Source organism: Nodosilinea nodulosa PCC 7104 (genome assembly GCF_000309385.1).
GTDB classification, from domain to species: Bacteria; Cyanobacteriota; Cyanobacteriia; order Phormidesmidales; family Phormidesmidaceae; genus Nodosilinea; species Nodosilinea nodulosa.
Genome location: NZ_JH976538.1, coordinates 189,126 through 206,589 on the forward strand (window position 1 = coordinate 189,126; position 17,464 = coordinate 206,589).

Sequence of the window (17,464 nt, forward strand, 5' to 3'; positions counted from 1 at the left end):
GGTCTATCGGTGTCGCTGGGGCATTGAACAGTTCTTCAAAGATTGCAAGACGGGCGGCTATCACCTGGAAAATGCCAAGGTGAATGACTCTCGGTTTTTAGCCTTAGTGTTGCTGATCGCCTTGGCCTACAGTTGGGCCACGATGTATGGGCAGCAGATGAAACACCTCGGGGTAGAGCAGTATGCTGGGCGTATCCAAGAGCACCACGACAAGACGCCTCGCCAGAGTGATTTTAGTCTCGGCCTCTATGGCCATCGCTGGATCTATGCCATGGAATTATGGGCCGACTGGGCGCGCCACCTGATAGCACTCAAACCCCACAAACACCGCTATTTTCAGCGAGGTTTCTATGCTCTATCCCTGATGCAGCAAGCGCTTTAGGTATGTTGTCACCCGTTAAGGAATTTTGCACTCCCCTACGCTCCCACGCCCCCACGCCCCCACGCACCCACGCCCTACTCCCATCCCCTAACACTTTCCCTGCGCCAAAACCGCCGACTCGTGGCACACTGGCACTTGATTCTACTGCGGTGGTTAGCCGCTGCGGAGCAAACCATTTCTCCTGGGGCGATGTGAGGTTACGCCATGACATTTGAATATCCCGAAACGCTGAAATATCTCGACAGCCACGAATATGCCCGCGTCGATGAGGACGAGGACATTGTTACGGTGGGCATTACCGCCTTTGCCATCGACCAGCTGGGCGACATTGTGTTTTTAGAGCTGCCTGAGATCGGTGACAGCCTTGAAAAAGGCGAAAAGTTTGGCACTGTGGAGTCGGTCAAGGCGGTAGAGGAGCTAAAGTCTCCGGTGTCTGGCGAGGTGCTGGAGCGCAACGAAGCCTTGATTGAAGCGCCTGAGCAGATTGGCGATGACCCCTACGGCGACGGCTGGCTAGTTAAAATTAAGGCCAGCGACCTGGAAGAGCTAGACGATACCCTCACCGCCGAGGAGTATAAAGACCAGGTGGGCGGCTAGGTCTACAGGGCTGGGCTGGGCCGGGCTGGCCAGGGAGTCATTGCGTTTAGCCGAGACATGGCTATACTAAGTCTGACTTTCGCTGCGCTCTCGGCCTGGGGGTTGTGCAATCCCCTGGCTCAGCGATGCGGTGCACCTCTCAGGAAGCGGCATGGCTTCAGAACACGACACTTCGGAGCGACCGATCCACCCAGGGCTGACCAAGGGACCAGCTCGTCCCATGGCGGTGCCGCCTGCTCCAGTGCCCACCGACCCAAGGGGCCTACCGCCGCGTGCTCCCAACCTTCCCTTCCCCCCAGGCCCAGCGCGCTACGACCCGCTGGCCGATCTGCGCCAGCGAGCTGGCAAGGAAGACCACAATACCCCCCAGCCGGAGGATTTCCCCGGCGATCGCCCCGCTGCCCCGGAAGACCTCTACCAACCCCGCCCTACCCTGACGCAGCGCCTGGCCAGCAGCTGGCCGATCTGGTCGGTGGGCCTTTTGGTGGCGGTAATGGGGGTGGGAACCCTGTCGGCGGTGAGCCTGTTTCGCATTCCCAACCTGCCCAACTGTCGGGCTATCTTTTGGCCCACGGCATCGGCGACCACCCGGCTTCAGTGCGCCGATGCCTACGCGGGACAGGGCACCGTTGACGGCTACCTGGATGCGATCGCCCTGCTGGAGTCGCTGCCCTCCGACCATCCCCTGCGGAGTGAAGTCGATCAGCGGATTGAAACCTGGTCTGAAAAGGTCCTTGACTTGGCCGAAAAGACGTTTCAGGCGGGGGAGCTCGCTGAGGCCATTGCCATTGCCGGGCGCATTCCCAACCACACGGCGGCGGCCCAGCTGGTCAGCCAGCGCGTCAGCGAGTGGAACCAAACCTGGCAGGAGGCTGAGGCCATCTACCAGGCCGCCGAGGCCGACCTGAAAAAACTCGCCTTTCAGGATGCCTTTAGCAAGGCGATTCAGCTGCTCGAGGTCAATAACACCCACTGGAAAACCGTCAAGTACGACGAGCTGACCGCCAAAATTAGCGCCGCCCGCGAAGAGCTCAACCAGTTGGGCAAGGCCAAAGAACTGGCCCGCAGGCGCACCCTCAAGGGCATGCAGGAAGCGCTGGCCCTGGCCCAGGGCATCGACAGCCAAAGCCCGGTCTATGGCGAGGCCCAGTCGGTAATCCGCGAGTTTGGCCACGATCTGCTGGATATGGCGGAGACCGCCCTTGAAAATCGTGACGCCGCCGCCGCCGGGCAGATGCTTGGGGCAATTCCAGCATCCCTGGGGCTGGGAGCTGAAATCGCCGATATGCGCACGTTTATCGATGCCAGTCAGCTGGCATGGCAGGGGGGCATTACCGGGCTGGAGGGGGCGATCGTGCGGCTTCAAAGCGTCAGTGCCGATCGCCCCCTCTACGGCAAAGCCCAGGGCCTGATGCGGCGCTGGCAGGCCGAAGTAGAGGGGCGAAATCAGCTGGAGTGGGCGCGACAGGTGGCGCTGCCCGGCACCATTGCCGATCTCCAGGCGGCCATCATTGAGGCCCAAAAAATTTCCCACTCCAACGCCGCCTGGGACGATGCCGAGGCCCAGATCGACCGCTGGCGGGGTCAGATCGAAACCACTGAAGACCAGCCTATTCTCAGCCAGGCCCAGGCCCAGGCCCAGGCGGGCGACCTGGCCAGCGCGATCGCCACCGCCCGCCAGATTGGCCCTGGTCGCGCCCTCTCTGGCCAGGCGCGGGAAAACATTAGCCAGTGGCGGACCAGCCTCCAGCGGGCCGAGGATGGCCCCCTGCTGGAGCAGGCCCGCCAGCTGGCCGCCCAGGGCCGCCTCAGCGAAGCGATCGCCGTGGCGTCGCGCATTGGTGCGGGGCGTGCCCTCTCTGACGAAGCCCAGAGCAATATTCAAACCTGGCGGGGACAGGTGCAGGGGCAGCTACAGCTACAGTCGGCGTACCAAACCGCCCAGACGGGCACCGCCACCGCCCTGGCCGAGGCGGTGCGGCTGGCCCAGCAGGTACCCGAGAGCAGCCCCCAGCATGCCGAAGCCGTCGAGGCCCTGACCCGCTGGAGCTGGGATATTCTGCGGCTGGCCGAGACCGAAGCTGCCGTCAACCCCAGCCGCGCGATCGCGATCGCCGAGACCGTACCGACCAAGACCGAAGCCTACGCCCAGGCCCAGCTGCGCCTGCGGGAGTGGCGCGCCGCCCTGACGCCCCAGGACAAACCAGGGCTGCCCTAGGGCACACCACCGCCTCGCCTTTGGTGCTAGACCAGGGACTAGACAGGGGGCTGTCGGGGCATCGCGGCCTGCCGCCATCCAGCGCCACCCCGCGAGCCGCCTCGGTAAATCTGGCTGGGGCGGTTGATCGATAGGGTCCATACTCCACTAATATTCTTCTAAGCATTCGCGGTTGTTTAGCGCTATCCATGCACGGCTCAATGTCTAACTCGGAGAAAATTCCAGAGATTCTCAAACTGATTGACATCCTCGATGGGCTAGAAGCGTTAATTGACAACGCCCCCAATGAAGACGTAGAGGATGTCCTAGAAGAGGCGTGGCTGCAAATTAGCGACTCTTTCCCGGATGACTTTAAGGCGGCTACCCAGCACGATGCCGGTGCCGAGGGACTGCGCCGCTACCTCAAAGTCAAGGCCTTTTTTGAAAATCCCTCGGAGCGCTCGATCGGGGCGGCGGAGCTAGAGGAGTACTACCGCAGTTATATTGCCGCCGAAGAGGACGAGGAACCGACGGACTTTTTCTTTCCGGAATAGGGGCCAGAGCGGGAGCCAGAGCAGTGGCCAGAGTAGGGATGGTTAGCTCCCGGGCCAGACTAGCGGCGGGTCGACGGGCGGGTCGGGACCGAGGTCAGCAGGATCGTGGCTTCGGCAACGGGCAGGGGTTTGGCAAACCAGTAGCCCTGGGCCAGTTCACAGCCCAGACGGTGGAGATGTTCGAACTGGGCCTGGGTTTCAACGCCCTCGGCAATCGCCGCCAGGCCGAGGCGGTTGCTGAGGGTGATAATCGTTTCGACAATGTCGGAGTTGCGGCGGCTGGCCTCCATGGCCATCACAAAAGAGCGATCGATTTTGAGGGCGTCGACGGGCAGCTGGTGCAGGTAGCTGAGCGACGAGTAGCCGGTGCCAAAGTCGTCGATGGTGATGGTAAAGCCGTGGAGTTTGAGCTGCTCTAGAATGGCAACCATGGCCTGAATATCTTCAATTAGGGTGCTCTCGGTGATTTCGAGGTTGAGGTGGTGGCCCTGCAGGCCGGTTTGGGCCAGGATGCCGGTTAAGTCGCTGAGCAGGTCGCTCCGCAGCAGATCTTTGACTGAAAAATTGATGCTCACCGTCAGATCGGTTCGGTGGGGGTAGTGCTGGTGCCAGAGCGCCAGCTGCTGGGTGGCCTGGGTCAGCACCCAGCGATCGAGGGGCACAATCAGCCCGGTTTCCTCTGCGATAGGAATAAAGCTATCGGGGGTAATAAAACCGCGATCGGGGTGCTGCCACCGCACCAGCGCCTCAAAACCGGAGATCTCCAGGGTTTCTAAGTGAAAGATGGGCTGATAGTACAGCACCAGCTCTCCCCGGTCGATGGCGCTGCGCAGCTCCTGCTCAAGCTGGAGGCGTTGCAGGGCTTGCAGGTGCATCGAGTCGTTGAACACCACGTAGCGACCTCGCCCCTGGGCCTTGGCCCGATACATGGCGATATCGGCGTCGCGCAGCGGCTCCGGCGGGGTGTGGTAGTCGGAGACTCCAATCACGATACCGATGCTGGCGTTGAGAAAGACATTGCGCCCTCCCACGGCGAGGGGGTCCTGCATCTCTTGCAGCAGCCGCTCGGCAATGCGCACGGGCTCTTGCAGCGTGGCAATGTCTTCCAGCAGCAGCACAAACTCGTCGCCCCCCAGGCGAGCGGCCAGATCACTGGTGCGAATCAGCGATCGCAGTTTTTGGGCCACCACCACCAGCACCTCATCGCCGGCCAGATGGCCCAGGCTGTCGTTGATTACCTTGAAGTGGTCTAAATCGAGAAAGAGCACCGCAAACCGCTGCTGATAGCGGTGGCAGCGCTGAATGGCCAAATCGAGGCGCTGCATGAGAAAGTTGCGGTTGGGCAGCTGGGTGAGGGCGTCGTGGAGGCTGTTGAACAGCATTTGATCGGCGACTCGGCGATGCTCGACCTCGGCCAGGCGACGTTCGGTAACGTCGGTATAGGTGCCGCTCATGCGCAGGGGGCGGTGGGCCTCATCCCACTCCACCACTTTGCCCCGATCGAGCACCCACACCCAGTGGCCCTGGCAGTGGCGCAGGCGAAATTCGCAGTCGTAGCTGGGGGTCTCACCGTCGAAATGGCGCTGCAGCGCCACCTTCTTCCGGCCCCAGTCGTCGGGGTGGATAAACCGCTGCCAGGTGTCGATCCGGCTGAGGTCGAGGTCGCCTGGCCCATAGCCAATCAGGGCTGAACAGCGATCGCTGACCCACATCTCCCCGGTTTGCACCTGCCAGTGCCAGATGCCAATGCCAGAGCCTTCGATGGCCAGGTGCAGCAGCTCCCTGGTCCGCTCGAGCTCGGCCATGGCGGCCCGGCGATCGCGGCGGCTGTGGGCCTCTCGCACCTCTCGCCGCACCGCCTCCATCAGCCGAGAGAGGTTGTCCTTCATGACGTAGTCGTGGGCACCGGCCCGCATCATCGCCACCGCCGTCGCCTCCCCCACGGTGCCCGACACCACGATAAAGGGCAGGTCGTAGGGGCTTTGCCGCAGAATATCCAGGGCGGCGGGGGCCGTAAACTGAGGCAGCTGATAGTCCGAAAGCACCACGTCCCAGACCTCGGTGTCGAGGGCGGCGCGAAAGTCCCTGGCGGTTTGAACCCGCACCCAGGTCGGGGAAAATCCGGCCCGGCGCAGCTCGCGCAGCAGCAGCAGCAGATCGTCCTCGGAATCTTCTATAATCAGCGCCCGCAGGGGTTCAGAGGCAGTCATAGCAGAGTGGGTGGCAGCTCACTTATCAATGCCCAATACAGGCCGAGCTGACGCACAGCCTCGGTAAATTCGTCAATGTTTACGGGCTTGCGCACGTAGCTGTTAGCCCCCAGGCTGTAGCTTTCAATCATATCGCGGTCTTCGCTGGACGACGTGAGGATCACCACGGGCAGCAGGCGGGCGCGATCGCTGGATCGGATCTGCCGCAGCACCTCTAGCCCGCTCACCTTGGGCAGCTTGAGGTCGAGCAGTACCACGCAGGGCAGGGGGCTGGGGCCAAATACCTGCCGCAGGGCTTCGTCGCCGCTGCGGGCTACCATCACCGGATTGGCCAGGTGGCCCCGGCGCAGGGCGCGCAGGGTGAGGTATTCATCGTCGGGGTTGTCTTCCACCAGCAAAATTGGGCGCACTGTGGGCATGGCGGCGGTCATAGCGGCCCCTCCGTCCGGGGGTCAAACTGGGGCAGGGTAAAGTAGAAGGTGGCCCCTCGATCTACCGCCGCTTCGGCCCAGACCCGCCCGCCCTGGCGGTGAATTACCCGCTGCACCGTGGCCAGACCAATGCCGGTGCCGGGAAACTCCTCAGTGTTGTGCAGCCGCTGAAACACCCCAAACAGATTGTCGGCATAGGCCATGTCGAATCCGGCCCCGTTGTCGCGCAGGTAGTAGGTGGGCTCCCCTGCCGCCATGGCGACCCCAAACTCAATCTGGGTGCTGGGGCGGTGGCTGGTAAACTTCCAGGCGTTTTGCAGCAGATTGGCGATCGCCACCTGCATCAGCGTTTTGTCGGCGCTGACCACAATGCCTGGGGTTACGGTTATGGTGGCGGCGCGATCGGGTTCGGCAGCCCGCAGCTCGTCGATCTGCTCCTGTACTAGGTCGCTGAGGCTGACGACCTCGTAAACCATGGTCTGCCGCGATACCCGCGACAGCCGCAGCAGATCGTCAATTAGCTGTCCCATGCGGCTGATGTTGTAGCGAATGCGATCGAAGTAATCTCGCCCTTCCTCGTCAAACTGGTCGCCGTAGTCTTCGAGCAGGGCGCGGCTAAAGCCGTCGATCGCCCGCAGCGGTGCCCGCAGATCGTGGGAGACCGAGTAGGCAAACGCCTCCAGCTCGTGGTTGGAGGCTTCGAGCTGGGCCGTGGTGCGCAGCAGGTGGTGCTCAGCCCGCTTGGCCTCGGTAATGTCGGTGTTGGTGCCAATCATGCCTAGGGGTTGTCCCTGGCTGTCGTACTGCGCCAGGGCGGTAGACCTGATCCAGCGCAGCTCGCCGTCGGGGCAGCAGATGCGATATTCCACATCGTAGGCGGCGTTGGTGGCGAGGGTGGCCTGGAGCGCTGCTTCCACCGCCGGCAGGTCTTCGCCGTAGACCCGGCAGCGCCAGTCGGCATAGGTAAAGGGTCGCCCCAGCGGCTCGAAGCCATACAGGTCGATCAGGCGCTGGTCCCAGTGGACAATATCGGCGACTATATCCCATTCCCAACTGCCAAAGCCTCCCGACTCTAGGGCCAGGGCCAGCCGCACGGAGAGGTTTTCAAGCTCCGCTGCCGCGCGCTTCTGGGCCGTAATGTCGTAGTTAATGCCGATTATGCTGAGGGGCTGGCCCTGGGCATCTCGCTGGACCAGGGCGCTGGAGCGAATCCAGCCCAGGCTGCCGTCGCCCCGCCAGACGCGAAACTCCACATCGTAGGGGGTATTGCTGTCCAGCAGGGCCTGGCTAGCGGCTTCCACCCAATCAATATCGTCGGCATAGACCTGGGCTCGCCAGTCTTGATAGGTGGCCTGCCGCCCCAGCCGGTCAAAGCCGTACAGATCGATCAGGCACTGATCCCAGCTCACATGGTCGGTGCTCAAGACTCTTTCCCAGCTGCCAATGCAGCCCGACTCCAGGGCCAGCGACAGCCGCAGCGATAGCCGTTCCAGCTCCAGGGCCACCTGCTTGTGGGCGGTAATGTCGTAGTTAACGCCGATCATTTCCACGGGTTGCCCGCTGGGGGTGCGCCGCACCGAGGCCGCCGCTCGAATCCAGCGCATTTCGCCGTCGCTGCCCCAGCAGCGAAACTCCGCTTCAAACGGCGTTCCCTGGGCCAGGCTTGTTTGCAGGGCGGTTTCAATGGCGGCCAGATCGTCGGGATGCACGCGGCTGGCCCAGTCCTGGTAGGTGATCGCTCGGTTCAAAGTTAGCAGGCCGTAGATCTCGTACATGCGCTGGTCCCAGTACAGCGCCTCGTGCAGGTCCCAATTCCAGGTGCCAATGCCCCCCGACTCCAGAGCCAGAGACAGCCGCAGCGACAGGCTCTGCATCTGCTCTTCCTGCTGCTGGCGCTGGGCTTCGCCGCGCTTGCGATCGCTGATATCCTGAACCGTGCCGGTGAGGTGGGTGAGCTGACCAGAGGCATCGGCAACGGCTTCGCCCTTGACGTGAATGTAGCTGAGGCTGCCGTCGGCGCGCAGGATGCGAAATTCGTCGTCGTAGGACTGATGGGTGGCAATGGCGGTCTCAACGATCTGGCGGTGGCGATCGCGATCGCCGGGGTGAAAATAGCTCTGCAGCACCTCAAAACTGGCCGGTCGCTCTCCCACCCCCAGGCCAAAAATGCGGTAGACCTGGTCTGACCAGACAATGCGATCGGTGGCGATCTCAAATTCCCAGCTGCCCAGGTTGCCAATGCGCTGGGCGGCCCGCAGGTGGGCTTCCTGTTTCCTCAGGCGCGCTTCGGTCTGTTTCAGGGGGGTGATGTCCACATGGCAGCCCACCATGCGCAGGGGCTGGCCCGCCTCATCCCAGCCAATGGCCCGGCCCGCGCACAGCACCCACACCGGAGAGCCGTTTTTGTGGCGATAGCGCACCTCGACGTAGTGCAGCACCTCGCCTCGACTCTCAATGTGGCGCTCTAGGGAGGCCTGGGCGTCGGGAATGTCTTCGGCAAAAATTAGATCTCGCCAGGTGTCCAACTGGTTGGGCAGCTCATCGTCGGCGTAGCCAAACATGGCCTTGAGGCCGGGGCTGTAGTAGGCCCTATTGTGCTGAAAGTCAAAATCCCAATAGCCGGCCAGCACCGAGTCGAGCAGCTGCTCCAGCAGGGTCAGCTCCTGGCGCAGCTGCTCGGTTTGCTGGCCCTTGGCCTCGGCGGCTTTGCGATCGCTGATATCGGTAAAGTAAATGGTAATGCCGTTGTGGTCGGGGTAGAGCCGCACCTCGAACCAGCCGTCCAGGGGCGCAAAGTAGTACTCCAAAAACTCGGGCTGCTGGCGCTCAGCCGCTCGGTGGTAGGCCCCGTAGACGGGGGTGTCTAAGGTTTCGGGAAACTCCGTCCAGAGGTGCTTGCCGAGCAAATCCTGGGCCGATCGACCCAGGGTTTGCTCGGCGCTGGGGTTGAGGTAGACACAGCGCGCAGCGCGGTCAAAGGCAATGATGCCGTCGTTGATGCGATCGAGAACCTGGACCAGAACATCCCGGGCGGCGGTGGCATCGCGGTAGGCGGCCTGGGCCTCGGTGAGCAGCCGCTGCTGCGACTGCTCGGCCATGACGCGATCGCTGATATCGCGCGAAATGCACAAAATCGACGCTATGTCGCCCGTTGCCGACCGCTCTGGGGCCAGCACCATCTCAAAGTGCCGCACCCCCTTCAGGGTCGGGGTGGTAAATTCAATTGCCTGCTTTTCTCCGGTGGCTAACACCGCCGCCGCCGCCGTTTCCCAGTTGGTGACCATGGTCTCGTCGAGACCCAGCTCGCGGCAGCTTTTGCCCAAAAATGCGTCGGTATCAATCCCCAAAATCTCGCTCAGCACCGGGCTGACGTAGAGATGACGCAGCTGGAGGTCAAACCGCTCAACAATATCGGGGGAATGCTCGACCAGGTCCTGGTAGTGCTGGCGGGCCTGCTCCAGGGCGGCAATCGACTGAGGCGACGGCTTGGCAGGGGCCGGGTGTAGCTGTAGCCGCTGGCCCAGCTTGGCCCACAGGGGCTCCGGGGCAAGGTCGCGTTTAAACAGATAGTCGGCGGCCCCCAGCTTCATGGCCTCCAGGGCCATCCGCTCCTGCCCCGGCCCAATCAGCACCAGAATCGGCAGGGGCCGGGTTGGGTAGGTTTCCCCCAGCGCCGCCAAAAACCCCAGCCCGCCGCCCTCGGCCCAGGCGAGGTCGAGGATAGCCCAGGCCGGTGCGTCGGTATGCCACAGGTCTAGGGCCTGGGCTGGGGTATCGGCTTGCAGTAAGCGGTAGGTCGCCGCCTGGGCCAGCACCTGACCCAGGCGATCGCGATCGCCGCCATCGCTGGTCAGCAGCATGACCGCCGCGCGATCGTCCGGCCTCTCGTTCTGCGGGGAAGAACCGCCTGCGGTCTGTCTTAGGGACTTGAGCTGAGCCATAGCCAGGCGACATCACAGAGGGGGAGGGCAGCCGACCTAATGGACAATGCCCTTACCCTAGACTACCCCGGCTGCCCCAGGGTAGTGATATAAATCACCGCTTCGTCGGGCGGAATGCCCAGCACATCGTTGACCTGATCGTCGTAGAAGCCGCCGACGCCGCTTACCCCCAGCCCCAGCCGAACAGCGGCCAGATTGAGCCGCTGGCCCAGGTGGCCGGCATCCATGTGCAGGTAGCGGTAAACGCGATCGCCGTAGGCCGCCACCGCCGCCGCCAGGTCAGCGGTGTGCACCACCACCGCTGCGGCATCCCGGCCCAGCTCCTGGCCCAGGCACAGGTAGTGCAGCTCGCGGCGGAAGCTCTTAAAGCGCACCTGGCGCAACTCTTCGCTGCGGGGGGCGTAGTAGTAGCAGCCGCTGTCTAGCCCTTCGACCCCGCAGGCCACCACAAAGGTGTGCACCAGGGCGCGGCAGCCGTAGTCGGGGTCGGCGTCAAAGCCCTGGTCGCGGTAGTGGTGGGGCTGGTAAGTGAAGTCTAACAGCTGCTTCAGCGTCCCTAGGGAAAGCGATCCGCCGGTAAAGCGCCGGGTTGAGCGGCGCTTGAATAGGGTGGTTTCAAGCTGCTCCAGGTGCGGTCCCCAGGCGATCGCCCCGCTGTCGGTGGGCACCCGCAGGCCAAAGGGCAGATTGTATTTATCTTCCAGGGTGTCGGCCGGTTGGGGGGTGTCAGCGGTGGGGCGCATGGCCCAGTTGGGGGCATCGACAGTGGGCGCGATCGCCGTCACCTGGTGAAAGTAGCCCAGAAGCTCGCCGTCGGGCACCGCCGCAAACTGGGTCTGGGGCGGCGTGGCGAAGGCCACCTGGGCGCAGGGCAGATTTTGCTCCACCGTCAGCAGGTCGGCCAGGGGCAGCACCGCCAGCGCCCCCTCCTCAGCCGGGTCGAGGTAGAGCAGGTCGGCCACGGCGCGATCGGCAAAGCTGGCAATCAGGTGGGGGCGGTAGTCAACCAGGGCGCTGGCCAGCTCCAGGTTGCCCAGCAGGTGGCCGGTGTCGAGGCAAATGCGGCGGTAGGCCCGGTCCTGGTAGCGCCAGGCCGAGCGATAAAACACCCCCGTCACCACCAGCGCCAGATGGGTCGCCTCCAGGGTGGGGTGCCAAAAGCAGGCCCGCTGCAACCCCTGCCAGACGTGGTCGTCCCAGTAGCGCCAGAGGGTGTGGCTGCGGGCCTGATAGTTGTAAAGCCCCGCTGGCAGCAGCCGATTACCGCGCGAAATAATATAGATCTCCGCCGGGTATAGTCCCCCTGCCGACGGAGCCGATCGCAGGTAAAAGGTCTGCCCGGTGGCGGTAGGGAACCTGGCCGTTAGCCCGTAGGCGTTGATCAGCAGCCGCGACAGCCGCATCCAGTCGGCCACATCGCTGCCCACAGCAGCATTCTCATCGTCCAGGTAGGGCTTGAGGTCAATCTCGACGCCCACCCGATAGGTTTTGTAGGGGCTGGGCTGACGGCTAAAGTCGAGGGGCTTAGCCTGCACGGCCAGGGTTTCGGGGTCGTACTTGGTCCGGCTGTGGTAGTGCTGAGCGATGGAAACCAGGGCGTCGGGCATGGCCGCAGGAGGGGGTGGCGAGGGTCGCAGGGCAGAGCCAGCGATCGAGATCAGTGGGGTCAGTGGCGATCGAGATTCAGTGTAGCTTAACCGACAAGCGCAGGTATTTTGCGGCGGCCAGCCCCAGCGACAAAAACCTGAAGACATCCTTAACGCTCCGTTGTTACGAAACGTAAACGACTACATTGGCAGGTGACGTTTAGTTGAGCACAAATACTCAGGCTCACAGCCTGGCTTCAGCAACTGCGATGGATCGAATTACAAAAGATGCCTTGCTAACCGCCTATCAAAACGGCCAGCGATGTTTCTCAAGCCTCAATCTGAGCGGGGTTGAACTATTTGAAGTAGATCTGCGCCAGATTGACCTAAAGGATAGCTGTCTCGATGAGTGCTACATTCCCTACAGCAATCTCAGCGGGGCGGCGCTCAAGGGAGCGAGCCTGGTAAAAGCTCACCTGGGCAATGTCAATCTCTACGGGGCCGACCTGTCGGAGGCCGACCTGTCGGAGGCCGACCTGGGCCGGGCTGATTTACGCGGCGCCAGCCTGGGGGCCGCCAGCCTGGAGGGGGCCAACCTGAGCGGCGCCGACCTGCGCGGGGCGACGCTGCACGGGGCGAATCTAGAGCGGGCCAACCTCAGCGGGGCCAAGCTAGAGGGGGCGACGCTGCACGGGGCCAACCTCAGCCGCTGCAACCTGTTTAGGGCCACAGGGGTAGATCTGGCGGAGAGCCACTGCGATCGCACAACCATTCTGCCCAACGGCTACAACTATGGCCGCTAAGGGAGCCTTACCCCAGGGGTGAATGTTAGGGGCCGCTGCCCTTACCCCCTGAAGTATCAGGTATCCTAGGCATATTCCATTAGGAAAGTCCTGATGAGGCAACCCATGCGTTCCCTGGCCGACGTTCCCCGCCCCCTGTTGTTGCTGGCGCTGATGTTAATCAGCGGTGGGGTGGTGCTGCGGCCTGTGGTTCCCGAACGGGCCGCTGCCCAGATCGACCAGGACAGCAAGGCCCAGTCTGTCGCCCAAACTCCCGCCCAGCCCCCGGTGCTGGTGGCCCAGGCCGCCACCACCGCCGAGATCGAGCGGCTCAGCGGCGAGGCCGATCTGGCCTTTCGCCGCGCCACCACGCTGTTCTTTGTCATGCTGGGCACCCTGCTGCTGCTGCTGGGCCTGGGGGTGGTAATGCTGTGGCTGATGCGGCGATCGGTGATTCAGGAAGTGTCGGTAGTGGTGCGCAACCAGATCAACGACATCACCGATCTCGAAACCAAGATTCAAACCGCCACCCGCGACCTCGACTACATTCTGGCCCAGGCCAAGGAGCGCGCCGCCGAACTCGACAGCCGCACCGATCGCTTTCAGGAAGAGGCCGTCACCAAAAAGCAGGTGCTGAACCGACTGGTGGATGACCTGGCCGAGTTTAAGGCCCGCACCATCAACGACTGGCAGTCGACCCTGAGCGACTTGCAGGTGAAGCTGGAGAGCACCGAGGCCAACTTTGTCGGTCACCTGACCGGGCTGCGGGCCACCGCCGACGACGAGATCACCACCCTGCGCAAAGACACCCAGCTCCAGCGCGACGTGGTGTTTCGCACCCTGGAAGAAAACCAGACCGGTTTTTTGCGCGACGTCAACCGCCTGCGCAGCGATGTGGAAGTGCAGCAGGACGCGGTGCTGCAAAAAATTGGCAACGCCGAAACCAGCTTCGCCGACCAGATGGGCACCATGACCCAGGCCATGCAGGAGGAGCGCGATCGCGTCATGGTGGCCCTGGCCGATCTGCGCCAGAAGCTCACCACCCAGGCCAGCGACCAGGTGGAGCGCCAGGCCACCGTCATTGCCGAAGCCCTGGAGGCGCTGCGCGAGAAGAGCCTGACCCGAGTGCAAAGCCAGACCGACGAGATCAGCCGCCAGCTGGGCGAGCTGCAGGTCAGCGCCCTGGGCGAGCGCGATTTGGCCCTGCAAACCATCCAGCGCTCCATCGACGAATTTACCCAGCGCTTTGCCAACCTGCGCACCGAGGTCGATGGCCAGCGCAGCCGCATTCTGGCCGACCTGCGCCGCCAGGCCGACGAGTTTTTGGCCCAGTTTGGCGGCCTCAAGATCGACATTGAGAATCAGCAGGACAGGCTGCTGGGCGACCTGCGCCAGGCCGCCGACGAGGCCCTGGAGCGCTTTGCCACCCTGCGCACCGAGGTCGATGCTCGCCAGCACAACACCCTCGACGACTTTCAGCGCACCGCCCAGGCGTTGCAGAACCAGCTCAGCCAGATGGGCACGGAGGCCGAGATTCAGCGATCGACCCTGCTGGCCGACGTTGAGGCCACCGCCAGCGCCTTCCGTCAGCAGGTGCGGGTACTGCAAGACAGCGCGGGCGAGCAGCAGATTCAAATCATCGACGGGCTGCGGGCCATGGAGGCCGCCTTTACCGAGCAGCTGAACCAGGTGCGCGAGGTGATCTTCACCCGCCGCGATCGCGTGCTCGACAAAATTGACAGCTTCGACGCCCGCCTCAGCGAAGATCTGGCCAGCCTGGGCAATACCACCGCCGAGCGCGAGGCCGCCGCCCGCGCCCAGCTCGACGGGTTGATGGCCGAAATGGCCGAGCGCTTTGCCCGCCTGGAGGCCGACATTGAGGCCGGGCGCGAGGTCACCCTGGGCCGCCTGGGCGACTTGCAGCAGAGCTACCGGGTGCGCCTGGAGGCGGTCGCCGCCGAGGCCCAGCACCAGAAAGACGGCATCATGCAGCGTCTGGGGGAAGTGGCCCCCCAGTACCTGGCCGACTCGTTTATGAGCGAGGCGCGGCAGCAGTTTGAGACCATTACCGACAAGATCGGTCGGCTGGAGACCAATCGGCCCCAGCTGTTTCTCACCGCCGACGAGTACATTGGCCGGGGCGATCGCTACCTGGCCGAGGGCGACTACGCCCTGGCGGTGGCCGAGTACGACAAAGCCCTCGACATTCAGCCGGTCAACACCCAGGTGTGGCTCAACCGCGGCCAGGCCCAGCAGGCTCTGGAGCAGCTGGAAGGGGCGATCGATTCCCTCGATCGCGCCCTGGAGCTAGAGCCCAAACACACCGGGGCGCTGATGCAGAAAGGCCTGATTCTGCGCGAGCTGCGCCGCCACGAGGATGCCCTGACGGTCTTCGACCAGCTCACCGAGATCACCCCCGACGACGCCAAGGTCTGGCTCAACCGGGGCATGGTGCTGAGCCGCCTGAAGCGCCGCGAAGACGCCATTACCGCCTTTGATAAAGCCCTTGAGATTCACCCCGAGTACCACGAGGCCTGGGTCAATCGGGGCGTGTCCTACGGCATTTTGCAGCAGCACGAGGAGGCATTTAACTCCTTTGACAAGGCGGTGGAGTACCAGGCCAACGACGCGATCGCCTGGCTCAACCGGGGCCTATCGCTAATTGAGCTAGAGCGCTACGACGACGCCCTGGCCAGCTTTGACAAAGCCACCCGCTTCAACCCTGACGCCCCCAAAGCCTGGGATAACCGGGGCCTGGCGTTGATCAAACTGGGCCGCGACGACGATGCAATCAAGAGCTTTGATCGGGCGATCGCCCTCGACCCCGACTACCCCAAGGCCCACTACAACAAAGCCCTCTGCTACGCCCTCCAGCGCCAGTTTGACAACGCCATGGAATCGCTCCAGCAGGCGGTGCGCCTCGACCCCGACTACCGCGAAGAGGCCCGTACCGAGCCCGCCTTCGACGAACTCTGGAGCGACAACTGGTTCCGTGAGCTGGTCGAGGCCTAGGGCGGTAGGTTAGGTACTGTGCCTAACCTGCCAGGGGGCAGGGGAGCCAGGGGACAAGGCGATCTAAATCGGTAGGTGTACCTCAGCCCTCAAGCCAAAGGTCCTGAACGCATAAAGGCCCCTTGCCTGGGCGGCAAGGGGACCTGGGGGCGGCGACACCAGCAAAACCGCTGGTTTTCCCGCTGGTTTCCTAAAGGGTTTCTGCCTTTTCGGTGTGGGCATCGCCTTCAAACGGCTGTACCCCCGTGGCGGGGTAGCTGTTGTCGTCGGGGCCAAATATGCGGCCAAAGGCTTCGGCGAAATACTGCATGACTCCACCAAAAATTTGGCTAAACCCAGAGAGCTTTAGATCTTTCACGACTGGCACCTCACGGCGAAGGGAATTGATTTAAGCAGAGCGTAGCGATGGGCTGTAGCGAGTCAGGGTGGTGGGAGCTAAGGAACCCCTTGCTTGGTGTACCCTGATACCTAAATGCTATGGGATCACCCGAGCCTGGCGGTGGGACGGTGACCATTCTTTACAGCGGTTGGCAAGTTGTAATATATGGAGTGCACCCTTAACAGCTCGGTTTAGACCTAAGGAGAGTTTCCTGTGAAACGCAGTCACGCGGCGATCGCTATTTTGTGTGGACTCATGGGCGGTTGGGCCATCGCTCCCCAGGCCCAGGCCACCGCTCCAGCGCCGCCTTCCCCGGCCTTAAACACTGTGGGGGAAGCGCCCCAGCCGGATCCGCCTCTGTGGCTGGCCCAGAACAGCAGCAACGGCCTCAGCGCCGAGCAGCAGGAGCAGGTTGACGATCTCCTGCGCCAGGGGCAGACCAAGGTGACCGCCGAAGACTACGCTGGGGCGATCGCCATCTATCAGCAGGCGGCGGCGATCGATCGCCAGAACCCCCGCCTGTTCTCGGGCATTGGCTATCTCTACGTGCAGGAGGGCGACTACGCCGACGCCATTGCCGCCTACCGCAGCGCGATCGCCCTCGACGGCGACAACCTGGCCTTTCGCTATGGCCTGGCCCACAGTCAGTACAAAAATGGCCAGCTCGACGATGCCCTGGCTACCTATCGGGATATTCTGGCCAGCAACCCCCGCGAGGTCGATGCTCACCTGGGCATTGGCGGCATTCAAATCGAGCGCCAGAACTACGACGGCGCCCTGGCCACCTACCAGGAGCTGGCCCGCATTGCCCCTGGCAACGCCCAGGTATACGAAGCTTTAGGCTCACTCTACATTCAGCAGGAAAACTACGATGAGGCGCTCAACTACCTCAACCAGGGGCTGAGCGCTAACCCCAACGACGCCAACCTCTACGCCAGCATTGCCAACATCTACCTGCTGCAGGACAACTATCCCGAAGCGGAGCGAAACCTGCGCGAAGCCGTGCGGCTAGACCCCAAAAATGCCAATGCCCAACACCAGATGGGCTACGTGCTCTACCAAGAGGGCGATCGCGAGGCCGCCTTTGACTATCTGCTGCGGGCGGTACGCCTCGACCCTGACCTGGTGGCGGCCCACGCCCTGCTGGGCGAGCTGCTGCTGGAGCGTGAGCAGTACCTGCAAGCGGTGCTCTCCTACCGCAAGGTGACCGAAGCCCTACCCGACGATCCGGCGGCTTTCTACAACCTGGGGCTAGCCCTCCACGGGCAGGGGTTAGAGGCCCAGGCGCTCTCAAACCTTGAGCTGGCGGTCATTTTATACAACCGCCACGGCGATACCGAAGGAGCGGCCCGCGCCCGCGAACTCATGAATTTCTGGGGTTACCAGCAGTAGC

At 63.0% G+C, this 17,464-nt stretch carries 12 protein-coding genes; 7 read left to right on the forward strand and 5 right to left on the reverse strand.

Features of this window, described 5'->3' with window-relative positions; genetic code table 11:
* The 4 genes from LEPTO7104_RS41985 to LEPTO7104_RS0129105 all read left to right on the forward strand — a co-directional run.
* On the forward strand, positions 1-382 hold a 382-nt coding region (locus tag LEPTO7104_RS41985; protein WP_017302101.1), incomplete at its 5' end, for a transposase.
* Between the two features lie 204 nt (positions 383-586).
* On the forward strand, positions 587-979 hold the full coding sequence (gcvH, locus tag LEPTO7104_RS0129095; protein ID WP_017302102.1) for a glycine cleavage system protein GcvH: 393 nt from the start codon (positions 587-589) through the stop codon (positions 977-979).
* A gap of 151 nt (positions 980-1,130) precedes the next feature.
* Entirely contained in the window at positions 1,131-3,197 is a 2,067-nt protein-coding gene (locus LEPTO7104_RS35985; protein ID WP_155523976.1) for an ATP-binding protein, read from the forward strand.
* 200 nt (positions 3,198-3,397) lie between these two features.
* A complete protein-coding gene (locus tag LEPTO7104_RS0129105) occupies positions 3,398-3,730 on the forward strand; it encodes a hypothetical protein (RefSeq protein ID WP_017302104.1) in 333 nt (110 codons plus the stop codon).
* A 59-nt stretch (positions 3,731-3,789) separates the two neighbouring features.
* On the opposite strand, the gene LEPTO7104_RS0129110 is transcribed toward LEPTO7104_RS0129105, so the two are convergent.
* From LEPTO7104_RS0129110 to LEPTO7104_RS0129125, 4 genes are all read right to left on the reverse strand, one after another.
* Positions 3,790-5,940 carry a putative bifunctional diguanylate cyclase/phosphodiesterase gene (locus LEPTO7104_RS0129110; protein WP_017302105.1) on the reverse strand — a complete coding sequence of 717 codons (2,151 nt, stop codon included), beginning with the start codon at positions 5,938-5,940 and terminating at the stop codon, positions 3,790-3,792.
* Positions 5,937-6,371, reverse strand: a complete 435-nt coding sequence (locus tag LEPTO7104_RS0129115) for a response regulator (RefSeq protein ID WP_017302106.1) — start codon at positions 6,369-6,371, stop codon at positions 5,937-5,939. Before LEPTO7104_RS0129115 ends, LEPTO7104_RS0129110 begins: the two co-directional genes overlap by 4 nt.
* Positions 6,368-10,312: a PAS domain-containing protein gene (locus LEPTO7104_RS37605; protein WP_083887209.1), complete on the reverse strand. Its 3,945-nt coding sequence runs from the start codon at positions 10,310-10,312 to the stop codon at positions 6,368-6,370. Before LEPTO7104_RS37605 ends, LEPTO7104_RS0129115 begins: the two co-directional genes overlap by 4 nt.
* 62 nt (positions 10,313-10,374) lie before the next feature.
* A complete protein-coding gene (locus LEPTO7104_RS0129125) occupies positions 10,375-11,919 on the reverse strand; it encodes a SagB/ThcOx family dehydrogenase (protein WP_017302108.1) in 1,545 nt (514 codons plus the stop codon).
* 248 nt (positions 11,920-12,167) lie between these two features.
* Between LEPTO7104_RS0129125 and LEPTO7104_RS0129130 the strand changes: the two genes are divergently transcribed.
* Positions 12,168-12,701: a pentapeptide repeat-containing protein gene (locus LEPTO7104_RS0129130; protein WP_017302109.1), complete on the forward strand. Its 534-nt coding sequence runs from the start codon at positions 12,168-12,170 to the stop codon at positions 12,699-12,701.
* A 105-nt stretch (positions 12,702-12,806) separates the two neighbouring features.
* Complete coding sequence (locus tag LEPTO7104_RS37610; protein WP_017302110.1) at positions 12,807-15,692, forward strand: tetratricopeptide repeat protein; 2,886 nt, start codon at positions 12,807-12,809, stop codon at positions 15,690-15,692.
* Between the two features lie 190 nt (positions 15,693-15,882).
* On the opposite strand, the gene LEPTO7104_RS40700 is transcribed toward LEPTO7104_RS37610, so the two are convergent.
* Positions 15,883-16,050 (reverse strand): hypothetical protein, encoded by a 168-nt coding sequence (locus tag LEPTO7104_RS40700; RefSeq protein WP_017302111.1) that lies wholly within the window; start codon positions 16,048-16,050, stop codon positions 15,883-15,885.
* A gap of 234 nt (positions 16,051-16,284) precedes the next feature.
* On the opposite strand from LEPTO7104_RS40700, the gene LEPTO7104_RS36000 reads away from it, so the two are divergent.
* Positions 16,285-17,463 (forward strand): tetratricopeptide repeat protein, encoded by a 1,179-nt coding sequence (locus tag LEPTO7104_RS36000; protein WP_155523977.1) that lies wholly within the window; start codon positions 16,285-16,287, stop codon positions 17,461-17,463.
* Position 17,464: the final 1 nt, after the last annotated feature.

Bases quoted from the DNA above. Each gene is read 5' to 3' on its own strand.
- LEPTO7104_RS0129110 (WP_017302105.1), bottom strand. From the start codon at position 5,940: ATGACTGCCTCTGAACCCCTGCGGGCGCTGATTATAGAAGATTCCGAG.
- LEPTO7104_RS0129130 (WP_017302109.1), top strand. From the start codon at position 12,168: ATGGATCGAATTACAAAAGATGCCTTGCTAACCGCCTATCAAAACGGC.
- LEPTO7104_RS35985 (WP_155523976.1), top strand. From the start codon at position 1,131: ATGGCTTCAGAACACGACACTTCGGAGCGACCGATCCACCCAGGGCTG.
- LEPTO7104_RS0129125 (WP_017302108.1), bottom strand. From the start codon at position 11,919: ATGCCCGACGCCCTGGTTTCCATCGCTCAGCACTACCACAGCCGGACC.
- LEPTO7104_RS37610 (WP_017302110.1), top strand. From the start codon at position 12,807: ATGCGTTCCCTGGCCGACGTTCCCCGCCCCCTGTTGTTGCTGGCGCTG.
- LEPTO7104_RS0129115 (WP_017302106.1), bottom strand. From the start codon at position 6,371: ATGACCGCCGCCATGCCCACAGTGCGCCCAATTTTGCTGGTGGAAGAC.
- gcvH (WP_017302102.1), top strand. From the start codon at position 587: ATGACATTTGAATATCCCGAAACGCTGAAATATCTCGACAGCCACGAA.
- LEPTO7104_RS37605 (WP_083887209.1), bottom strand. From the start codon at position 10,312: ATGGCTCAGCTCAAGTCCCTAAGACAGACCGCAGGCGGTTCTTCCCCG.
- LEPTO7104_RS0129105 (WP_017302104.1), top strand. From the start codon at position 3,398: ATGTCTAACTCGGAGAAAATTCCAGAGATTCTCAAACTGATTGACATC.